Below are 22360 nucleotides of genomic sequence, written 5' to 3'. Positions count from 1 at the left end.
TGTGACAATTTATCTGTGCGAAAGCGTAGCGACAGCAACAACGCCTTCGTGACCAACATCGTGTTGGCCTCAGTTTCTCGTCTGTCTCGCTATCCCACGGGAGTCGAGTAGCCTTGCACTCCAATCAGCAATAGTGTAGAATTTTAAATATTTTCTTCCTTCAAAAGAAAAGTAAAAGCATGTTACTCTCCAACATTAAACGGATAGAATATTGGTACAATTCTACAGCTATTAACCTACATTTCATGCATAAAACTACTTTGTCACTTTACATAAAGTACTGCTCTTCTTTCGCATAGAAAAATGTTATCAAAGCTTCTTTTTTGCACAAAATAGTGATGGCTAAGACTTCAATTTATCACTACACATTTATGTGAAATGCCAATAGAAAATACGATGAGCAATGGTTGATTGGAGTGTAGACTGAGTGACTCCTCGGGGATTCAGCGTCACAGATGAGACCCTGGAGCGAGCAGATTAGGGGAACGAAGGCTAAAATCGTCACGTCCTGTGACAACGCCTTCATGACCAACCTCCTGTTGCCCCAAGCGGCTCATCGGACGCCCCCAGGAAAGCACTCAGTCGGAACGGAGATCAACCCCTCGTTACGAAAAAGAGCTATACTTTTTAATTTGTCATCTTAATGTCATTGATATAATAGTATTTCAACAACATGAAAGCAGCTGTTTAACACAAACTGCTGCTTTCTAGAGTTATTCGTCTAATTTTAAACCCTTTAACAAATCTGCAAATGCATTATTAATCGGCTCAGCCTCTTTCTCTTGCTGCTTCAAGTATTTCTGCACACTGCGCTTATCAACTTTTCCGCCGCCTTCTTTTTTACGACGGGCTTCAAATGCTGATAATTTTTCACGATATCCACATTTACATACAAAGATTTGCCCTTCTCCTTCACCACGAAGCTCTAGCTTTTTCTTACATTGCGGGCATCGTGCGTTTGTGACACGTGATACATTTTTACGGTGGCCACATTCTCGATCTTGGCATACAAGCATCTTGCCTTTTTTACCATTAACCTCTAGCATTGGCTTACCACAATCAGGACAGGATTTTGTTGAAATATTATCGTGCTTATATTTTTTAGCACTGCCTTTTATTTCAGCTACAATTTCTTTTGTATGTTCTTTCATTTCATGAATGAACGCATCTTTTTTCAGTTTTCCTTTTGCGATTAACTCAAGCTTTTGTTCCCACTCGGCTGTCGTAGTAGGAGAACGCAATTCTTCTGGCACTATGTCCAGGAGCTGAAGTCCCTTAGAGGTGATATAAATATCTTTACCTCCACGTTTTTCAATTAAGAAAGAGTTGAAAAGCTTGTCAATTATATCTGCACGTGTAGCAACTGTTCCTAGTCCACCTGTCGATTTTAACGTATCTGCAAGCTTCTTATCATTGGTATCCATATACTTCGTGGGATTTTCCATAGCCGATAGTAAGGTTGCCTCTGTAAAGCGTGCAGGTGGCTTAGTTTGACCTGATGTTTGGGCAATTAGCTTTGTTTTTATTACTTGTCCTTGCTCTAAACGCGGAAGCAGTTGCTCCTTTACATCATCAGTGGATTCATCATCATCAAATCGATTTTGATAAACCTCTTTCCAACCAGCATTTATTACTGTTTTCCCTTTAGCTATAAATTTTTCATTACCGATTTGAGCTTGCACTGTTAACTGCTCATATTCATGTGCTGGGAATAAGACAGCTAAAAATCTCTTTACCACTAAATCATAAATTTTACGTTCTTTATCATTAAATGCAGATATATTCACATAGCCTTCAGTTGGAATGATGGCATGATGATCAGAAACTTTACTATCATCTACAAACGATTTATTCGCTTTAATTGGCTTTGTTAAGATTTTATTTGTTAATGAACGATATTCGCCAATACCACATGCTTTGAGACGCTCAGGTAATGTGCCTACAATATCAGATGATAAATAACGCGAATCTGTACGAGGATATGTTAGTACTTTATGAGATTCATAGAGCTTTTGCATAATATTTAACGTTTCTTTTGCCGAATAGCCAAAAAATTTATTGGCATCACGTTGTAATTCTGTTAAATCATAAAGACCGGGGGCAAATGATTTTTTAGGCTTGCGGTCAAGTGAAACAATCTTTGCATCCTGGCTGCCCAATGCTTTGACAATAACGTCTATTTTTTCTTTATTAAAGCTACGTGAATTGCCATTTGCGTCTTGCCATGTAAGCTTTAAGGAATCTGTTTGTGCTTCAATACCATAATAGGTTTGTGGCTTGAAGTTTTTAATTTCATCTTCACGCGTAGCAATAATTGCCACAGTTGGGGTTTGCACACGACCACAGTTTAACTGTGCATTAAATCTTGTAGTCAATGCACGCGTTGCATTTAAGCCAATGTACCAATCAGCTTCTGAACGGGCAACAGCAGCAGCATATAAATTATCATAGTTGTTACCCGGCTTTAAATTCGCAAATCCCTCTTTAATGGCTTTATCTGTGACAGATGAAATCCATAGTCGTTTCATTGGCTTTTTCACATTTGCTTTTGCAATAATCCAGCGCGCTACTAATTCACCTTCGCGTCCAGCATCTGTTGCAATAATAATTTCTTTTACATCACTACGATTTAATTGTGATTTTACTGCATTATATTGCTTTCCTGATTGCTTAATTACTGTTAAGCGAAGACGTTCAGGCAGCATTGGTAAATCTTCCAAATTCCATGTTTTATATTTCACATCGTAGCTTTCTGGATCTGCTAGTGTTACTAAATGACCAAGTGCCCAAGTTACTATATATTTATCTCCCTCTAAAAATCCGCTCCCTTTTTTATGACACTTCAGTACATTCGCTATATCGCGTGCTACTGAAGGTTTTTCTGCTAGTACTAAACTTTTAGCCAAATTGTAAACATCCTTTCGTCAATCATTGTGTTTAATATAGCACAAGAGCTTTACATATTCAGTTTTTTTGTGATTTAAGTGCACATTCACTCATATGAATTTGTCCTTTTCTCTGCATCAAAAAATATTGCATACTCTAACTCTCCAAACATATGTTGAATTGACAGAATACTCTTCAAATTAAAAAGGAGTTGAATCAGATGGAGGCACGAAATTTCAGACCTCGAAATGTGATTTTTATGACCGTTGTTGTTATTATTTCAGTGTTAATTGGTCATGGTATTTATGTTCATTTTATTGAAGTTCCTTTCCCTTAAAGTCATCTCAATTCATTATTTTTTTAACTGCTTTAGCAAGTATTTTCGATTCTCAAGTATACGTGAGTCATTCGGTTTGTATTGACGGGCTGCTTCATTATGTTGATGGGCATTTTCGTAGAGACGCAAACGATTGTAGAGCAGGCTTAACTGTAAATGTGGAAGCCATGTAGAAAATGCAGGCTTATGAATACTAAATAGCTGTTCCGAAGACTGCTGTAAAGCTTGTGAGTACCAGTAAATCGCCTCTTTATTTTTAAATTGATCCATAAAAAATAGACCCATTCGGCAGCATGTTTCTGGTCTTGGTCGATCATACAATAATGATTGCAATATAACTTGATTCGCTTGTTTGACATCATGTAGCTCCTGATAGCAATCCGCTAAATTTAAGCAAGCCTGAATTTTATCATCAGCAGAGCCTGTTACAAAATCTAGGAAGCCATGATATTGATTAATAGCTTCTAAAAAACGCTGATGATTTTTTAATTCATTGGCATAATGGAATGTATCCCTAGCTGAAAATGAATGCCCGTCTTTCTTTAAACGCTCATAAATACGAATATTACGATGAGCATCTCTTGTTAAAGGTAAATGTGTCACCGCTATATTACTATGATAAAGCTGGCCTGATACTTCTAAATATTCGTGGACAGCACCATGCCACTGAAAATGACACAGTCGTTTTACAAGACGATATCTTTTTTCACGTGACTCTACACAGCCATCTGCATCTAGTGTTATATCATAATCCATAGAAACAGCATCAACATTAGGATACAAAGAATGTTTAAGCTGAAGTAGCCTTTGTTGATGTTCACTTGTTATCACATCATCTGCATCAAGCCACAGGATATAATCTTTCGTTGCCTGCTGAAAGGAAAAGTTTCGTACCTTTGCAAAATCATCACACCATATAAAATCGTAAATACGTGAGGTATAGTTTTGGACGATATCTTTTGTACGATCAGTCGATCCCGTATCAATAATATTGATTTCATCCACTACATGCTGAACAGAATCTAGGCATCTTTCAATAATACATTCTTCGTTTCTAACAATCATACATAAACTAATCGTAAACATATGTCCCCTCCTTTTATTTGTAGTAATATATGCAGACTCATCGATATATCGAAACATTTTTTCAATTTATCACCTTATTTTTTCAGTTATCGCCCAGCTTCTTCTAAATGCAAAAAAAAACGAACGCTAATCACGTTCGTTTTTGCCTTATAAATATTGTTCACGCCATCGCAGTTGTTCTTTTTCTGTGAGCTGTTGTTCAAGGTGTTGATCCCATTGATGTAATAGGGTGTTCCAAACACGCGCAAACAGAATATCCTGCTCTTTATCATAAAGAACAAATTCAAGGCATGGAATATCATTAATTTGCTTTGCGTCTGCTTGAACAATTTTTGAGATTATTTTTTGAGAGAGGCCAGCTTCTTCGTCATCCTCTTGCTGAAGTGCAGCTATTAATGTAGCTTCTTCAAAATGCTCCTGCTGCTCTGCCTCTTTATCCACATAGCGATATAGCTCTGGTAGCTCTTCGTATTCTTCCATATGATTCACGTCAACTGTAAGAAATGCGAGATGACATGGACTATAATATAGGGTAGCCATCTCCAGCTCTAGCTCCTCCTCAAAAATTCCACGCTCTAGCTGCTGCTGTCCTTTAGAGGTTAATTGATAAAAGCCTTCCTGTTTCTCAATTAGACTTACTCTAGACATTAATAACACTAAATCCTCTATGAATAAAGGATCTACCAGTAACAGCTCACTTAGCTCCTGTGCACTACTAAAATTCGCTTCCTGTATGCTAATTAACAGCATCGTCATTAAAACATCCATTGTTGAACGCCGTACAGGTTCATATGTCACCTCTACCGTGCGTATTGGAATACACCATTCAGCCGTTTTAACAATTTTAATCGTTCGATTTTGTTGAAGTTCGCGCATTAAGCGTTGCTGTAATTTTGACAAATCTACATCACCTGTCCTTCATGATTACGCAAGCCATTATAGGATTTTACTGTATTTAAGAGATTGCTATACATTTCTTGTGTATCCTGATGCTTGGCACGTTTTGCAAACATCTCAGCACTTCCAACAAGTAGTAATAGTTCTCGCGCACGAGATAAGGCGACATTTAAACGGCGATAATCTCTTGCAAAGCCAATATCTCCTCCTTTAGGGGTATTACGGACCATACTAACTAATATGACGTCCATCTCCATCCCTTGGAACTTATCGACAGTTCCTGTTCTAAATTGGAGATGGGGTAACTGTAATTCCTGCTGAAGAAGACGATTTATTCTCTTAACCTGCTCACCATAGAAGCTAATGACACCAACACTTTTTTGTGCATCTTGTGGCATTCGACCAGCCTCTTTTGCTGCGATAACAGCATTATTTAAATCTATTAAAATACGTCGAATAGTTTGTAATTCACCCTCATTGTAACGACTCGTTCCTCCCTTTACCTGCTCCTCCAGATAAGGTTTTTCAGTAGGAATATCAATCCACAACAAATGGTCATCTCGGTTAACAAACTGACCTTCTAAGCAATGGTCGCGTGCAGCATCGGAATCTGGTAAACCACATTGTAAGCCATTCTCTTCCTTCGCATAAAACGGTGTAATACTATGCATGATTTTTTCATGCATACGGTACTGCAATGCAAGCATTTGCTTATGACTATGAGGCAGATTATTAAATAAACGTTCAAATAAGGATTCACGCAGCAAGTTCTTTAATTCCTGTGCACCCTCAAAGTTTGGATTTTCATCCAGCATCGTCTTTAAGGTTTCCTCTAACGTATCATCTCCAAGTAATGGCGGTAGCTGATGATGATCGCCCACTAAGATAATCTTCTTCCCCTTTAGCATTGGTAATAAGAGCTCTGGGGGTGTTGCTTTGGATACTTCATCAATTATAACTACATCAAATGTAGGATAGTTTTCCATAAACTCCTTACTTGCCGAAGCAACGCATGTTGTACCAATAACATTAGCATGACGTACATATAATTTACGAATCTCATCTAAATCATATTCAGTAGCGTTTTGTAGCTTGTCACGCCATTGCTCCTGTAATTTTTTCCTTAAAGGTAGCTGCTGTTCCTTACGTTGCATTTCCTCTAAAGCTGTTTGAGATGATTTAATCGCTTCTTCTACTTCCTCATACGTGCGTTCTGGTGTTGATTGCAGGAGCTTAGTGCAAGCTGTGAGTTGCTTTTCCTTCTTTAATCCAGCAATATTTATTTCCTTTAGACTTTCGTCTATTTGTGAAAGCTGCTGTTCAACTTCTTGTAAGCTAGTTTTCGCTGTTTGAAGTACCGCTTTCTTTGGCAGGAGCTGTACATTTGCCTGCACAACTGCTTCTAGCTGCTTTTGTGTGGTCTGAAGGGCAAATTTTGATTGTGATACAAGCATTTTCAACTGCTCTACAGATTCCTCTGGTTCAACATCTATTTGGAATGTCTCAGCTAGCTGCTGTAGTCGTTCTGTATGCTGTATAAATGGCTGCAATTGTCTCTGTAAGCTTTGAACGTCAAAGCTCGTAATGGCACATTCTTGATGAATTAAAGAGCTAATATTTTTACGCAGCAATTCAAATTCTTGATCTTTATGCTGCTGTTGCTGTTTGAGGGCAACACCTTTTTGCCAGACAAAATCACGACGCATATACAGCCCCAGCAAATAGCTTTCAAGCTGCTCAGTTGATGGTGATTGCCCATCTTGAAAGGCTTGATTGAGCTGTGCAAAGACACCTGTTAGATTTTGTAATGAAAACGACTGAACTGGCTGTACTCTACTTTTAGCAAGGGCGCGTTCTCTCGCATCATCTGCAAGCAATGACTCAAGCTTAGCAATGGCCTTTTGTAGACGCGTATTAATCGTTGCCCATGCATTTACATCTTTAGCATCCTCTAAATGCTGAACCCTTTCAATTTGCTGTGTTAGTACATAGGATGGTTGTATTTGATAATGCTGTAAAAATCGCTGAATTCGCTCATAGGAAAGTAAAGTACCAATATATTTTTGTGCGTCCTTCATTAAATGCAGTCGATTGCTTTCTTCCTCATATTTCACTTGGATATCCTTAAACTGGAAAGCTAACTGTTGCTTTTGCTCCTGTAGCTCCTTATATTGGGCAGCGGCTTCTAGTTGCTCAATCTTTTTAGTAGTCTCCTGAATCACATTTTGCAGCTGCTCAGCTGATGGATTTTCAATAAGAACCTGCTCAAGCGACTTTACAGTAGGCTCAATTTGTGCCAGTTGTTTTTCATAGTGCTCTTTTTGCGCCTCACACTCCTGCTGCTCAGCTTTTGTAGCCTTTAATTCTTTTTTTAAAGCTTGAATCGCCTGCTGTAAAACGGGCTCATCTATAGCTGCCTGCTCTTTTGCCGCTATCTCTTTTGTCAGGTCCTCAAGCCATGCCTTAAGTTTGATCTGCTCTTCGTTAGCCTTGTTAATGTCTGCTTTTAGCTCTTGTTCACGCTCAGTAAAGGCTGAAATTTCCTCTTTAATCGCTGCGAGAGTTTGCTCACGCCAGTGAAGAGCAACATTTTCCTCAATAAATTTTTTACCTTCTTCTTCAATGCTTTCTGTTCTACCATAGCGTAAAATTCGAATTTCCTGATTGGAGAGAAGGCGTCCTAATGCATTATCAACCGCTAAATTAGATTGAGAAGCAACAAGTGTTTTTAATCCAGCCTTGACATTTTGCTGACAAATCTCTGAAATAACAGTTGTCTTTCCCGTTCCAGGAGGTCCTTGAATTACGTACAAATCTTCAACAGATAATGCCCCTAGGACGGCTCGCTGCTGATATTCATTCAAATGATTATGAAAAACAATATCCTCACGTAGCTTTGAAGCTCGAACAGTTGGGCGTCTTTCAAATAAGATTGTTTCTAAATGAGGATTAACGGCCTCACCCTTTTCTAGCTTTGTAAAACCATTACGTAATCGTCTAATCTGACTCAATGTAGCAAAATTACTAAAGCTTGCCTGTTTAGAACGTAAATGCAGCTGATCTTTACGAGCCAAATCCTGTACAAAAGGCTTCAGGTCAATTTCTACAGTCTGTTTCCCTGCATTTGTTTTTAGTACTTGTCCAATTTCACCACGAACTCCTTGAATGCTAACACTTAAACCTTCAAGCTTCTTCCATTCCTTAGACTTTATATATGGACATACAATTGTAAGCCTTGAAAAATCTTCATTAAAATAGCTTTGCTTAAACTCTGTATGAATATCATCAATAGTCGCATCACGTTCTTGAATTTTTAAATAGCCTTCCCAGCTCGAAATACGCTTTTTCACATATTCTGTACGTTCCTCAGCTATCGGCAGCTCTCTAATCTTTGTATGAAGCTCAAGAGGAATACCCGCACCATTATTAGGCTTTGTGATAAATTGTAATGCTGCTGGTAAGCGTCGATTGGTATTAATCGGACCATGCATATGAACAAAACGAATATTTGTAGCTAACAGACCCTCTACCTTTAGCACACAATCCATAATGGCTGTTTTTTTTGCTAGAACTTCGTTTAGTTTTTCATTATGCTCTGCATTAAAATAAACGGATAAAAACGTTTCGCCTATCGTTTTAGCTTTACGCTTTTCTATGTACACTGTAAAAGATTTTTGTAACGCAAAAAAGGCATGCTCATTTGCCGAGCATTCCTCTACCGCTTCCTTGGCCTTATTGGTCAAAATAAGATTACAGCGTTGCTTTTCTAGTAAAGCGATGTCCTGCATGAGCAGCCCTCCTTTCCGATTGCTAAAATCCTATTTTATCACAATGAAAAAGGATACTTAAAAAGAAAAATCCCCTGCATAGTGATTTTCTTCCACCATACAAGGGATAAAGCTTAAATCTTAATGTTGATCAATCGTTTCCTTTGGCAATGTTTTGCTCATTTCACAATACTGAACAAATACACGAGCTAGCTCACGCAAACGATTATGAACATCTTCATCTACAATATGATTGTCTGCATCAAAATGAGATGTATGCGTGTACACATAGTTAGGTGTAACAAGTGCACGGAAGTAGTCTAAAATCGGCTTTAATTGATTTTCTACTACTAAATGGTGTTGATAGGTACCACCATTTGCTACGATTGACACTGGCTTATAGCGCATTGTTTTCGGATGTAAGAAATCAAAAGCATTTTTCAAAACACCTGGAATCGATGCTTGGAAAATGGGTGTGGCAATAATATACGCATCCGCTTCCTCGAATTTCTGAATCATGTTCTTCATATCATCATTTAACGGTGACCCGTCAACAATTTGATGCTTATATTGACTAAAATGCATAATTTCTAAATCGAAACTAGCATTTAATTCCTTAATATACTGCTCCACCTGCTCTAAAATAGCACCTGTTTTACGACCAAACATTGTGCCATCAACGAGTAAAATTTTCATTTTCACTTTGCCTCCACAGTCATCTTCTACAATAATATTGTAACAAATGAATAGATGCTCGAAAAGCAGAGCAATAGTGAAAAACGTAAATTCAGTCTTTAGGCGGAACACAATTCCCTCGTTTTATTGAGGGGCACTAAAAAACTAAAAAGGGCTTTTTTATTTAGAAATCTCTCTTTTGTTAGAATTAAAAACTTGAAAAAGTCGATTTGCCAGAAAAAAGTGGTGCAAATCGACTTTTTCAGTGCCCTCGTTTTGTTGAGAGAGCATTTTTTATTCATCCTCTCGATGATGAAAATTAACTTCCTTATCTACAACGGTTTCCTCAATTTTATATTTATCCCGATTTATAATGACCTCTCGGTTTACTTTATCGCCTTCATCAATTTCAGAAGATAATTTGCGCTTTTCCCAATTAAATAAATTCTCCCGCGAAACATCCTCTTCCTTTATTTCTGGGAAATCTAACTTCGCTAGCTCTTGAGATTGATAAATCGAAACAGGCTGCTTCTTACCATGTAGTGCAATAACGATCATCGCTTTTGCAACCTGTGAGGCATCAATTGCCCTCGAACGTTTAAGTGGCCCCACTAATAGAGGTTTGGCCACCTTTAACATTTTCTCTCCTGCCTTTTCACCCAAGCGAAATTCCTCTCGCTCACCCACTAATAATGATGGGCGTATTATTGAAAGTCTCTGTAAGCCTAGCTCTATAAGATCATGCTCTAGCTTCCCCTTTACACGATTATAGTAAAATGGAGAACTCTCATTTGCCCCCATCGCTGTAATCACAAGCATATGTGGGATACCACGTTTTTTTGCTAATGAGGCGATAGCAAGTGGATATTCAAAATCAACTTTTTCGAACATTTCACGAGAACCCGCTTTTTTTATCGTTGTCCCTAAACAACAATACAATTCATGCGCAAATTCTATATCCTTTTCTTCTAAAGTATCAAAATCACGGATTTTCACTTCAAGCTTTGGATGCGTAAACATGGGCTTTCTTCGAGCAATAACCAAAACTGAAACATATTCATCATTTTCACATAATTGTTCCACAAGTGAGGTACCAGTTAAACCTGTAGCCCCTACAACAATTGCTGCACGCATTCCCATTGGATGTACCCCCTTCACATTCGTATACCTAACAAAACAATACTATTAAGCTATCTACTTTATTTATCGGTAAAAGAAGTGTTTTTTATCACAAACTTTTAACAGTACAGGCTTTATCAAAGGTTATCAGATTGAAAGAGTTTCATATTCCAAATAATCTAATCCTAATTTTTACACATACTTGCCCATTATTCACCATAATTTAAATAGACAGATGAAAGGATGGGATACATTTGCAAAACGAAACTCAAGCAACAGAGCTGAAAAAGACGATTGTTTTCATTATTGAAAGCTGTATTGATAAAGGGCTGTATCCTTTTGAACGGGTTGCAACGTTAGCCAAGCTATTTACAAATGAAAAAATTTTGATATTTGTAAAAACCCCTTCAAATGATGGGATTCAAATTTTAATGCATGAAAACCTTTCGCCAATTCTATTCGACCATTTTGATGAACTACCAAAACAAATAAAGGAACTACAACCTGATTTAATTGTAAGGGATGGTCGTAACTCTGAAAGCTGGCAAGTAGAGAATTTACGTCCATTCTGCAAGACTATACTTCACTTTGACGATTTCGGTGATGGTGGTCAAGCCTGTGACTGTGTTTTACTAGCACTCTATCAAGAAGTGAAAGATTACTTACCATCACATTATATAGGCGGTAGCTTTGTTTTCGCAGTACCTGAAGTATATCAGAACTTCAAAGATATTCCAGAAAGTAAAACACCTGAAGACCCACCCCATATCGTTGTTGCTTTTGAGGATGGGGACGAGCATAACCTTACCTACCGCACTCTTCGACACTTAACGCAGCTACAAATTCCACTACAAATTACCGTGATGATTGATGATAGCTATCAACATGCAATTGAGGATTTGCAGATGATGGTGCTCAGTCGTCGCAACACAGCTATTCTTCGCGACAAAAATGCACTCCTAAAACTACTACCAAAGACCGATGTTATGATTTGTAATGCCAATTACACACCTTATAAAGTCGCCTCGTATGGCGTTCCTTGTATTACGCTTGCACAGACAGAGGCTGAGCTTCTACATGCATTTCCTCGAGAGCAAAACGGCTTTATTCATCTTGGTCTTGGTCGTAAAATGAAGCAATCACAAATTCAAAATGCTGTTATGGAGTTCCTATTACATGAGGCTCGAAGTGAAAGAGCTGTCAAAAAACAACGACAGCTAAATCTTGACGGTAATAATGAAACACTGCATTCCATGCTATTAGATTTCGCTTACGATCGACATAATATCGCTTCAACTTAGTGCTACTTTGAAGGTGAATATGATACAATATATTAGAATTTTTCACTTATGTTTATCCATTGCATTCTGGTATAGCATTTGTGATTTCAAACATGATACGTACCCGATTGATTTTAACAAATAAGCGGTGGGGGATGGGAAAAGCCTCCATCGCTTTTATACGCATTCGCAATACAAATATGTAAAAGGAGCAATCATCATGCCAACAAAAAGCGACATTGAATACCAAATTAAAGAGCTAAAAATGGATTATATAAATTTACAGGGCGATATTGAAAAACTCGAATCCACTGGTCATAATGATCAGGTGGCAAAAGCAGAGCAACGCCTTGCGAATATGGAAGCAAAACTAGCAGAGTTAAATAAACAATTAACAGAACTTTAAGATATAAACAGGATAATTAGTTGGAGGAACATATATGGCAATATTAACAGTTGAAAATTTAGGTCATTCATTCGGTGACCGTACTCTTTTTAAGGATGTATCCTTTCGCTTAGTAGAAGGGGATCATATTGGACTTGTAGGGGCAAACGGTGTTGGTAAATCTACATTAATGGGTATCATTACAGGCCAAGCAATTCACGATACTGGCAAGGTAGAATGGCTGCCGGGAACTCATTATGGTTATTTAGATCAACATACTGTATTGACGGCTGGTCGTACTATGCGCGATGTATTACGCGATGCCTTTCTTCCTTTATATAAAAAAGAAGAAGAACTGAATGACATTACTGGAAAAATGGCTGACGCAACACCTGAGGAATTAGAGGTGTTATTAGAGCAAATGGCTGAGGTACAGGATGCTCTTGACGCAGGTGATTTCTATACGCTTGATATGAAAATTGAAGAGGTTGCACGCGGTCTAGGTCTTGACGCAATCGGATTAGAGCGTGATGTTGCTGCTCTTTCTGGCGGACAACGTACAAAGGTTTTACTAGCAAAGCTTTTATTAGAAAAGCCCAAAGTTTTATTATTGGATGAGCCAACAAACTATCTAGATGAAGAACATATTTCATGGTTGAAAATCTATTTAAAGAATTATCCACATGCTTTCTTATTAATTTCGCATGATACAGAGTTTATGAATGAAACAGTAGACGTGATTTTCCAGCTAGAATTTTCTAAATTAACTCGCTATACTGCAACCTATGAAAAGTTTCTAGAGCTTGCTGAAATTAATAAACGTCAGCATATTGAAGCTTATGAAAAGCAACAAGAGTTTATTAAGAAACAAGAGGATTTCATCGCAAAAAATAAAGCGCGCTATTCAACGACAGGCCGTGCAAAATCTCGCGCAAAACAGCTTGATCGTTTAGAACGTATTGATCGTCCTGAAACTGCAGTAAAACCTGAATTCAGCTTTAAAGAGGCACGTTCATCAAGCCGCTATGTGGTGGAGGCCGAAAACCTAGTGATTGGCTATGACAAGGAAAAGCCATTACTGCCCCCATTGACTTTCAATATTGAGAGAGGCGAAAAAATCGCACTTGTTGGGATGAATGGCGTTGGGAAATCTACATTGTTAAAAACGATGCTTGGTAAAATCAATCCACTAGATGGAAAGGTTGTTCGTGGGGATTACCTTTATCCGTCCTACTTTGAACAGGAAGTAAAGGCTGATAAAATTACGCCAATCGATGATGTTTGGAATGCCTTCCCTTCAATGGAGCAAGCTCAAGTACGAGCAGCATTAGCACGCGCGGGACTAAAAACGGAGCATATTACGCGCCCTCTTAACTCTTTATCTGGCGGTGAGCAAGCAAAGGTGCGCTTATGTAAGCTGATGATGGAAGAAGCAAACTGGCTAGTATTTGACGAACCGACAAACCACTTAGATGTTGATGCAAAAGACGAATTAAAACGTGCCATGAAGGAATTTAAAGGAACAATCGTACTCGTTAGCCATGAACCTGATTTTTATGAAGGTCTCGCAACTAAAGTATGGAACGTCCAAGATTGGTTTACTTCAGGACAACAAAGCTAATTTAATCGGGGCCGTTCCAGTGTGATGAATCTATCACTTGGGACTGCCCTCTTTTTTGATTGAGAAGCGATTTTCTGGCTAATCTGAGCCATTCCTCCAGTTACCTGAGCGGTTTTTTTGGCTGTCTGAGCAGTTCTTCCACTTACCCGAGCATTTTCTTCGACTACCCGAGCGGTTACTCTGACTACCTGAGCACTTTCTTCAGCTACCCGAGCGGTTCCTCTACTCGCCTGAGCAACTCCTTCCTCTACCCGAGCCTTCTCCCCGCTCTCCCCATAGTTCCAACTCTCCAAAAATATAAATAGATATTTTTATGCATAAACGCCAATATTTCATCATAATATAATCAGTGGAATAACTACTATAGCTCTTTCTCTAAATCAGACTCTCTTTCCATCTATTAGATTTACTCTCCACATCCTATGTTCTTCATACATGAGTATTGGATAAACTTACATCATTGTAAGCTGATTTTACGAAACTTTTCGTTCTCTTCTGCGTATACTTTAATGTAGTTGAAAAAATAGCATTTTTCTATGAAGTTTTTTTAATTAACTATTGATTTATATATAGCTTACTAGTAAGATATATGTATAAACTATTTAACTTACTAATAAGATATTTATAAAATATAATCTAAAAAAGAAAGCGAGGAATGAAGAATGACAGTTACAATTTACTCACAGGCGAGCTGTTCTTCATCCAGAAAAGCACTTAAATGGTTAAAAGATCACAATATTGAATATAAAGAAAAACGTATTACTTCACATCCACTGACACTTGCAGAGTTCAAAGAAATTTTAAGCATGACAGAGGATGGAACAGACGAAATTATCGCAACAAACTCAAATGATTTTAAAAATTTAAATATTGATATTGACCAACTTTCAATTCAAGAGCTATTTGCTATTATTCAAGCTCATCCAAGAATGCTACGTAGCCCAATCATAATTGATGAAAAACGTATTCAAGTTGGGTACAATGAAATGGACATCCGTCGTTTTATTCCACGTAAAGTACGTGCTTACGAATTAAATGCGATGACAAGATTGGCACAAGAAAGTTAAAACAGTTTTGGAGATGACCTATATGGATCAAGAAAAACAGAAAGCCATTACCTCGTTGTTTGAAGTCGTATTTTCCATTGAGCGTAAGTGGGCGAACGAGTGGAATAATCATAATGTACTCGGCTTTTCAAAATCCCATATTTTAATTTTAGACTATTTATCGCAGGAGGGTCCAAAGCGCCCTTCTGCCATTGCTGATCGGTTAAAAGTGACGACAGGTGGTGTCACTGTGTTAACAAGTAAGCTAATAAATGCTGGCTTTATTGAAAAAACACAACACGCAACAGATAGACGAGCCTCACAATTAGTGATCACTTCGGAAGGCGAAAATATTTTAAAGGAATCCCGCCAGCAAGTAAGTGAAATTATCACCAATATGTTTGGTATGCTCTCAGCTGAGGAGGTTCAAACACTTCGTGATATTTTCGCAAAATGTTTACTTGAGTTTGATCCAAACCGACAGGAATGACCTTTATCAAGTTTATAAAATATAAAAAGGATGCATCGCAAATCATTTTGCAATGCATCCCTTTTCATTTAGCCGTTCGAATACTTCCGTCTAAGTAATTGCGCTTTGCGGCCAATTCATACTATTATGCTGGCAGCACCGCTTCTACAATTGACACATCAGACATTAGCATTTCTTTTAAACGAGCCTTTGCACGGAATAAACGAGATTTCACAGTTCCAATGGAAACTTTCATAATCGTAGAGATTTCGGCAAGTGAATATTGGTCTATGTAGAAATACCATAACGTTTTTCGATAGATACCATCTAATTGCTCCATTTTATCCTGTACTAATTTCGTAACGATATCTTTTTCAATTTTTTCTTCCGTTGAAATATCATTGTTGGGAACCAAATCTAAAATCGGAACGTCTAATGTTTCAGGTTGGTTCATCATATATTTACTACGTCGCACTTTTTTGCGATAGCGATCTCTAAATGTATTCATCGTAATTGTAGTAAGCCAAGCTTTAATATGCTCCACTTCGGCCACGCTATCTTCATAGCGAACAACTTTTACCCAAACTTCTTGCATTAAATCTTCAGCTTCTACATTATTGCGAGTAAGTTTTAAACATAAATGGTATATGTAACGATTAAATTCCTCATATACGCCTTCTAATTTTTCATTCATTGTGTATTCCTCCGCTTCTTGTTCTTGCTTCTATACACATTCTCGCAAAATAATGTATTACACTCTATCGTATTGGCTTTCAATTTCATTACAATCATGTAAGCTTAGATACTATCACTTGTAATATTCGTAAAAATTGTTTTACTACTATATTTCTTATCCCTAAATAACCGTTTTATCATGCACCACTTCCCTATTTTTTATGTTAGTTTCAATAGTATTCGTGTAAATCAATATTTTTATTTTTCTGTTATTTCATAAACTAAAAAAGAAACTGCCATACCGTAATAGCAGGTGAGCAGTTTTTCATTTATCAATTGTGCCCCTACATTCCAATAAAATGTGTTGAAAATGAGAGGAATTTTTTTAGTGTTTCGGCTTGATTTTGTTGTCTCCATGTAACAAATATTTCGATTGATAGTGTTACAAACCAGCAGAAACCATACAATACACTTGTAAATCTAGTGGGAGCTATAGGATAAGATATATGCATAACCGGCATGAAAGAACATCGTTTTATCAACCTTTATCTAATTTAACAGCCCCAGGCGAAAAGCAGAGGCAACAACCTGCGTACGATTTTTTGCTTTTAACTTTGTCATTAAACTACTGACATAATCTCTGACGGTATGCTCACTTAAAAACAATAAACTACCTATTTTTTTATTGTCATACCCTTCCGCCAGCAATCCTAAAATCATAGATTCCCTTTCTGTTAAATGTAGCTCGGAAGAAACCTCCTTATTTTTACCCTTTCGTGATAAAAATAAGCCTAAACGTTTCCCCACCTGGGCAAGTAACTCTAACTCTTCTTTAGAGCAATCAAATTCCTCACCTAGTTGATCAAATGTAAGCCAACCAAATAATTGATCTTGATGAACAATCGGTACAAAGATAACGGAGGATAAGTTAAATAATTTAATATGCTCCTCTTTAACGTAATTTTTAGGATTCTTTAAGTAAATTGGCTTCTTGGAGTCAAAAACTGAATGCTGTTCTGTAAGCTGCCCTTTCATGCTCTGTACTTTCGGAAGCTCCGCACCAATTGCTCCATAGAATTGATTGGACCATGGCACATACGCATAAAAGACACATCTTTTATATTGAAAATACTCCTCGCATTTTCTTAAAATATAGGCTAAATCTTGATAGCCAGAGGAACGGATTAATAGCTTATTCAAATGATCCAATGATAAAAGATTTTTTAGTTTTTCATCTTCTAAAGGCATATATGTTGCCTTATTCTCCCCCTCACATTTCTGTACAAGATAAGTAAAAATCGATAGTAAGAGCATGAAAATTGCATGCATTCGACTATGTTTATGTTGAATCATAAAAGTAATTAACGCCTTTTCAAAAATTAATTGAAACAGATTAAAGCTTCTGGTATTGATAATCGCTAGCTGCGATTGTAGCCATGTATCTAAATAGCTTTCATATTCCCCATCTATATCCTCAATGTTCATATGTGTTAATAGTCGAATAAACGAATCCAACAGCATAGTAGTGCTTTTTCGATCTATATCTGAAATAGATGGCTCTAAATTGAGATAATTATTTATATTTTCTTCAATCTGTTTGCTGTGAACTTTAATAAACAAGACGAATTCTTGAAACGTGATTTCCTCATATAAATGAAATGGATGCGTCATTGATTTTTCTCCTTCGTCTAAAATACCCCCTATAAATGAAGGATATTCACTCTTTATTATACAGCATCTTATAGGATAGTATTTCAAAATGAAACGAGTATGATGAAAGTATCGTTAGCAATTAGCGAATATTTTTACTGCCAAAGGTCATCATAAAGCTAGAGAAGGGTGCGTGCTTGTTATGAGAATGGAAAATAAAGTGGCCATTATCACAGGTGGAGGTACAGGAATCGGTAAAGAGACTGCACTATTATTTGCAAAAGAAGTTGCTAATATGGTGTTATTTTTAGCATCCGATGAATCTTCTTTTTCGACAGGTGCAGAAATCGTCATTGATGGCGGAGCAACAGCAAAATAAAGTGAGACTTAATCAGTGGGGGGTTTTCTCCATCCCCATTGTTTATTAGTATTCACTAATCGGGTTATTACGGAATAAAGGACGGGATTAACTATGAAACTAAAAGATAAAGTAGCTATTGTAACAGGTGGGGCAAGTGGTATTGGTGAAGCGACTGTTCGCCTATTTGTTGAAGAGGGTGCCAAAGTTGTAATTGCGGATTTCTCAGATCGTGGACAAAGTATCTCAGAAGAATTAAATCATAATGGCTATGATACACTTTTCGTGAAATCCGATGTAACAAAAGAAGAAGACATTATAAACTTGGTTAATGAAACCGTTAATAAATACGGTAAGCTCGATATTATGTATGCCAATGCGGGCGTTGCAGATGATGCTCCTGCACATGAACTATCCTACGAAAAATGGAAAAGAACCATTGATATTAATTTATCAGGTGTATTTCTTTCTGATAAATATGCCATTGAACAATTCCTTAAACAAGGAACTGGCGGTGTCATCGTCAATGCAGGCTCAATTCATAGCTTTGTAGCTCTACCAAATCCAACAGCCTACTCCTCTGCAAAAGGTGGCGTTAAGCTTTTAACACAAAATCTTTGTACTGCTTATGCGAAAGAAGGCATCCGCGTCAATGCGGTTTGCCCTGGATATATTGACACTCCCCTACTTGCAGCAGTAGATGCTCAAAAGAAAGAATATTTAGCATCACTTCATCCGCAAGGTAGATTAGGTAAACCAGAGGAAATAGCGAAAGCTGTCCTATTTTTAGCTAGTGATGATGCAAGCTTTGTAAATGGCACAACTCTTCTTGTAGATGGTGGCTATACAGCGCATTAATTGAACATAAGGTCTGATTCTGGAATCTGTCAGAAATCAGATCTTATTTTATTGATACCATGTAGAAACTCTTTATTAGTATCAAATTTGCCGATTACATTATGCTATACTGTTTTATTATTAGCGTGTAACGGAGGACAATAAATGATGAAGGAAGATATAACTCGTGATCTGATTATCCAAACCTCACTTAAATTATTTAATAAACAAGGCTACAATCTAACCTCTATACAGGATATTATGAATGCAACTGGATTACCAAAGGGAGCCATTTATAGACGTTTTGAGAACAAAAATGAAATTGCTATTGCTTCTTTTGTTTATTCCATGGAAATCATTTGGAAGCATTATTTTGAAGCAACGCAATTTAAAGCTTCAGCTACAGATAAATTAATAGCCATGTTTGAAATTTATCAAGATGCTGTTCACAATCCTCCAGTAGATGGTGGTTGCCCCCTTCTTAATACAGCTATCGAAAGTGATGACGGCTTCCAAGAACTTCATGAGTTAGCTGCAAAAGCCCATAACGAAACATTACATTTTATACACTCTATTATTGAGGAAGGAATTTGCTCACAGGAATTTAGCGAAGATATAGATTCCTATTCTATAGCCTCTTTTTTATTTTCTACTTTAGAGGGTGCTATCATGGCAAGTCGTTTATCCTTAAATAATGAGCACATGCTCCATAGCATTCAACAAATAAAAATACTCCTACAATACTACTCAGCTAAGAATCAAGAGGTCTAAAACTCAATTCCTAATTTGTTGCTAAGGAAAAAGGAATTGTAAAGCTGGATTCTAAAATGGGTTATTTACATGCAGATTATAGCTTTTCGGAAATTACATCTGCTGATATTCTTGTCGTTCCTGGCTGTAGTCCCCCTAACTACAAAAATCCAATGAATGACGAAGAAACATTAAACTGGATTTGTAAAATGCACGAGACTACTAAATGGACTACATCTGTATGCAATGGTTCATTGATTTTAAGTGCTGCTGGTTTATTGAATGATGTAGTGGCAACTAGTCACTGGGGTTCTTTTGACATTCTTCAATCGCTTGGTGCAATTCCAACAGAAGAAAGAGTTGTTCGCCAAGACAAAATAGTAACAGCGGCTGGAATCTCCTCAGGTATTGACATGGCTCTTCAATTAGTTGCCTGGGAATTTGGAGAGGATCTTAGTAAAGGGGTTCAATTAATATTGGAATATGATCCACAACCACCGTTCGATACAGGATCAATAAAAAAAGCCCCGGCACCCTTAATTGAAAATATTAAAAAGCTACTTCATGAGCTTTCTGAGAAAGAGCCTGAAATGTAATTTATATAAAAATTAAGCTTGAAATATAAGAATAATCCACTTTGAAGAAAGTTTAGTCAAAATGGATTATTCTCTACAGTTTCGTGCCCGATAATTGTACAGCTTAATATGTGAAAAATTATAGACCATGGTTAAGGTTTTTTACACAATTAAAATTGTTTATTTCACAATCAATGAGATACATAAATCTTTAGATACAAATTAGTTAAGAAATTACGCTCTACTACTCCCTTTCTGATAACCCATTTGTGACGGATTATTAACCCTCACCAAATTCTAGAGTACTTCCTGTTTCTACTAAAGTCTTTGTATTACTTAATATCATCCACCAAGCCTTGTCGCTGTTTTCATAAGTGGAATCGCCTTCTTTCCACTGGTCATGAATGAGTGTCAATTTCGTGCATGAGCCAATAGGTTCTAAAAAATAGGAAATTCGTGACTCTAATGCATAATCATCTTTTATATATGACTTTCCAGGATAGTGAGTAAATCGAAGTAACTGATTTGGTTCATATTCCAATACATTCCCGTAAACATGCACGGTTTCATCTCCATCTACTCCAGGACCGACATACTCCAAGAGATCGCCCACTTGAAATGTAGATTTAATGACGGACCCATAATAAATTTGTTTTGTACCCTCGGGAGAGATAAGTACCTTCCATACTTCCTCTGGTGTACCTGCAATATAAAATTGATACTTCAAATCCTTCATAATTTTTATTCCTCCTAAAATTTTATTATGAACATGTACATTATAAAAAAACTTCACTGACAAGTACGGTCAGTGAAGTGAAGTATTTTGATAATGATTGAATAACTCAAAGCTGATCGTTGCCAATTTTTCTTGCAATAAAGTTGGCTCCAAAATAGTAATAGATTTACCATAGGTAAGTAGAAAGTAAGGTACAAAGCAATGAATAGACTCTTTATCAACCTTAAAAAGAGCTTGGTCGTTTTTTCGTTCTATTAAAGCATGATTAAATAACCAATGCTGACATAAATCATCAAGCACATGCGCATTGCCTTTGATACGGACAGAAATGAGTTTTTCAAGCTGACTTGAATCAGGTAAAAGACCCTTTAAAAAGAAAGTACGTGCTGAAAACCCCAAGGGCCTATCAAATTTTTCATCTGTTCTGGATAATGATTGAATACGATCAATTCGAAAACTTCGAATTTCTTCGCGCAGATGGCAATAAGCAACTGTGTACCACTTGCCTTTCCAATAAACAAGACCATAAGGATCTATGTGACGTGATTGTGGCTCAATCCCCCTATCTTTATGATAAACAATAGCCAATCTATAACTTTCGGCAACAGCAATTTCCAAATCTTGAAGATTGGATTTCAAAGACGATTCAATAGTAGGATGGATGACTTCAAATCCTCTTAAATGCCGATTGATATGATTTAATTGTTCCTCATTTGTATACATTTTTAACTTAGAAATTGCTTCATCTAACGTTTCACTAAAGGGATACCCTGCATCTATTGCAAATTTTGCAGCATGAACAAGTGCTTTTTGCTCATCCAGGTTAAAAAATAAAGGTGCCTTTGTAAACTCATTCAATAAACTGTACCCACCATTATGTCCTGCATCTGAAATGATTGGTACTCCACTTGCGCACAATGCATCAATATAGCGGTACACCGTACGAATACTGATTTCTAATTCCTCTGCTAGCTCCTTAGCAGTCAATTGTTTCCTCGTTTTGAGGAGCCATAATATAGAAAGCATATTAACCATTTTAGACATGTATAATGATTCCTTTCTCATGGATTCAAAAAAGCGTAAAATTAGTGAAATATCATAAATGTAAACCTATGTTTACCTTTTCATTAATCCACTTACGGAGTTTACTCTGAAGAACATTCTACTTTATTATAAAATATCTCGCTAAAGCTTTTAATAAAGTTTGATGA

General features: G+C 37.1%; 17 protein-coding genes and 2 pseudogenes. 9 read left to right on the top strand and 10 right to left on the bottom strand.

The genetic code is table 11. The features are described 5' to 3' along the window. Positions 1 to 713 precede the first annotated feature (713 nt). The 6 genes from ACQKIM_RS08400 to ACQKIM_RS08375 form a co-directional block, all read right to left on the bottom strand. Entirely contained in the window at positions 714 to 2906 is a 2193-nt protein-coding gene (locus ACQKIM_RS08400) for a DNA topoisomerase III (protein ID WP_427541867.1), read from the bottom strand. Between the two features lie 332 nt (positions 2907 to 3238). After that, the gene (locus tag ACQKIM_RS08395; protein WP_427541864.1) at positions 3239 to 4309 is read right to left on the bottom strand and encodes a glycosyltransferase; all 1071 of its coding nucleotides are present in this window, start codon (positions 4307 to 4309) and stop codon (positions 3239 to 3241) included. A gap of 147 nt (positions 4310 to 4456) precedes the next feature. After that, complete coding sequence (locus tag ACQKIM_RS08390; protein ID WP_427541861.1) at positions 4457 to 5209, bottom strand: hypothetical protein; 753 nt, start codon at positions 5207 to 5209, stop codon at positions 4457 to 4459. Positions 5210 to 5211: 2 nt separating this feature from the next. Continuing rightward, positions 5212 to 8994, bottom strand: coding sequence for a DEAD/DEAH box helicase (locus tag ACQKIM_RS08385; RefSeq protein ID WP_427541858.1), 3783 nt, complete (start codon positions 8992 to 8994; stop codon positions 5212 to 5214). Positions 8995 to 9114: 120 nt separating this feature from the next. Beyond that, a complete protein-coding gene (locus ACQKIM_RS08380; protein ID WP_427541855.1) occupies positions 9115 to 9669 on the bottom strand; it encodes an NADPH-dependent FMN reductase in 555 nt (184 codons plus the stop codon). Between the two features lie 273 nt (positions 9670 to 9942). After that, a complete protein-coding gene (locus ACQKIM_RS08375) occupies positions 9943 to 10788 on the bottom strand; it encodes an NAD(P)H-binding protein (RefSeq protein ID WP_427541852.1) in 846 nt (281 codons plus the stop codon). A 233-nt stretch (positions 10789 to 11021) separates the two neighbouring features. Between ACQKIM_RS08375 and ACQKIM_RS08370 the strand changes: the two genes are divergently transcribed. From ACQKIM_RS08370 to ACQKIM_RS08350, 5 genes are all read left to right on the top strand, one after another. Next, positions 11022 to 12068, top strand: coding sequence for a PseG/SpsG family protein (locus ACQKIM_RS08370; protein WP_427541849.1), 1047 nt, complete (start codon positions 11022 to 11024; stop codon positions 12066 to 12068). Between the two features lie 199 nt (positions 12069 to 12267). After that, the gene (locus tag ACQKIM_RS08365) at positions 12268 to 12453 is read left to right on the top strand and encodes an SE1832 family protein (RefSeq protein WP_427541846.1); all 186 of its coding nucleotides are present in this window, start codon (positions 12268 to 12270) and stop codon (positions 12451 to 12453) included. Positions 12454 to 12487: 34 nt separating this feature from the next. After that, a complete protein-coding gene (locus ACQKIM_RS08360) occupies positions 12488 to 14053 on the top strand; it encodes an ABC-F family ATP-binding cassette domain-containing protein (RefSeq protein WP_427541843.1) in 1566 nt (521 codons plus the stop codon). Between the two features lie 662 nt (positions 14054 to 14715). Beyond that, positions 14716 to 15120, top strand: a complete 405-nt coding sequence (spx, locus tag ACQKIM_RS08355) for a transcriptional regulator Spx (RefSeq protein ID WP_004225558.1) — start codon at positions 14716 to 14718, stop codon at positions 15118 to 15120. A 22-nt stretch (positions 15121 to 15142) separates the two neighbouring features. Beyond that, the gene (locus ACQKIM_RS08350) at positions 15143 to 15589 is read left to right on the top strand and encodes a MarR family winged helix-turn-helix transcriptional regulator (RefSeq protein WP_427541839.1); all 447 of its coding nucleotides are present in this window, start codon (positions 15143 to 15145) and stop codon (positions 15587 to 15589) included. 124 nt (positions 15590 to 15713) lie between these two features. Here the strand turns inward: ACQKIM_RS08350 and ACQKIM_RS08345 are convergent, their stop codons facing one another. Next, positions 15714 to 16262: an RNA polymerase sigma factor gene (locus ACQKIM_RS08345; RefSeq protein ID WP_427541836.1), complete on the bottom strand. Its 549-nt coding sequence runs from the start codon at positions 16260 to 16262 to the stop codon at positions 15714 to 15716. Positions 16263 to 16792: 530 nt separating this feature from the next. Next, positions 16793 to 17914 carry a LuxR C-terminal-related transcriptional regulator gene (locus tag ACQKIM_RS08340; protein ID WP_427541833.1) on the bottom strand — a complete coding sequence of 374 codons (1122 nt, stop codon included), beginning with the start codon at positions 17912 to 17914 and terminating at the stop codon, positions 16793 to 16795. Between the two features lie 259 nt (positions 17915 to 18173). Here ACQKIM_RS08340 and ACQKIM_RS08335 point away from each other — a divergent pair. The 4 genes and pseudogenes from ACQKIM_RS08335 to ACQKIM_RS08320 form a co-directional block, all read left to right on the top strand. Beyond that, positions 18174 to 18272 (top strand): annotated as a pseudogene (locus ACQKIM_RS08335) (SDR family oxidoreductase); the annotation flags it as partial. 93 nt (positions 18273 to 18365) lie between these two features. Beyond that, on the top strand, positions 18366 to 19109 hold the full coding sequence (locus tag ACQKIM_RS08330; RefSeq protein ID WP_427541830.1) for an SDR family NAD(P)-dependent oxidoreductase: 744 nt from the start codon (positions 18366 to 18368) through the stop codon (positions 19107 to 19109). A 144-nt stretch (positions 19110 to 19253) separates the two neighbouring features. Continuing rightward, the gene (locus tag ACQKIM_RS08325) at positions 19254 to 19859 is read left to right on the top strand and encodes a TetR/AcrR family transcriptional regulator (RefSeq protein ID WP_427541827.1); all 606 of its coding nucleotides are present in this window, start codon (positions 19254 to 19256) and stop codon (positions 19857 to 19859) included. 14 nt (positions 19860 to 19873) lie between these two features. Next, positions 19874 to 20434, top strand: a pseudogene (locus tag ACQKIM_RS08320) (DJ-1/PfpI family protein); the annotation flags it as partial. 259 nt (positions 20435 to 20693) lie between these two features. Here the strand turns inward: ACQKIM_RS08320 and ACQKIM_RS08315 are convergent. Both ACQKIM_RS08315 and ACQKIM_RS08310 read right to left on the bottom strand, forming a co-directional pair. Further along, positions 20694 to 21149, bottom strand: coding sequence for an SRPBCC domain-containing protein (locus ACQKIM_RS08315; protein ID WP_427541824.1), 456 nt, complete (start codon positions 21147 to 21149; stop codon positions 20694 to 20696). 69 nt (positions 21150 to 21218) lie between these two features. Then, positions 21219 to 22193, bottom strand: a complete 975-nt coding sequence (locus ACQKIM_RS08310) for a helix-turn-helix transcriptional regulator (protein ID WP_427541821.1) — start codon at positions 22191 to 22193, stop codon at positions 21219 to 21221. Positions 22194 to 22360 lie beyond the last annotated feature (167 nt).

Source organism: Lysinibacillus sp. NPDC047702, from assembly GCF_050272555.1.
GTDB lineage: Bacteria > Bacillota > Bacilli > Bacillales_A > Planococcaceae > Lysinibacillus.
The sequence above is the reverse complement of the archived record's forward strand: the minus strand, read 5'-3'. Positions and strand labels throughout refer to the sequence as shown.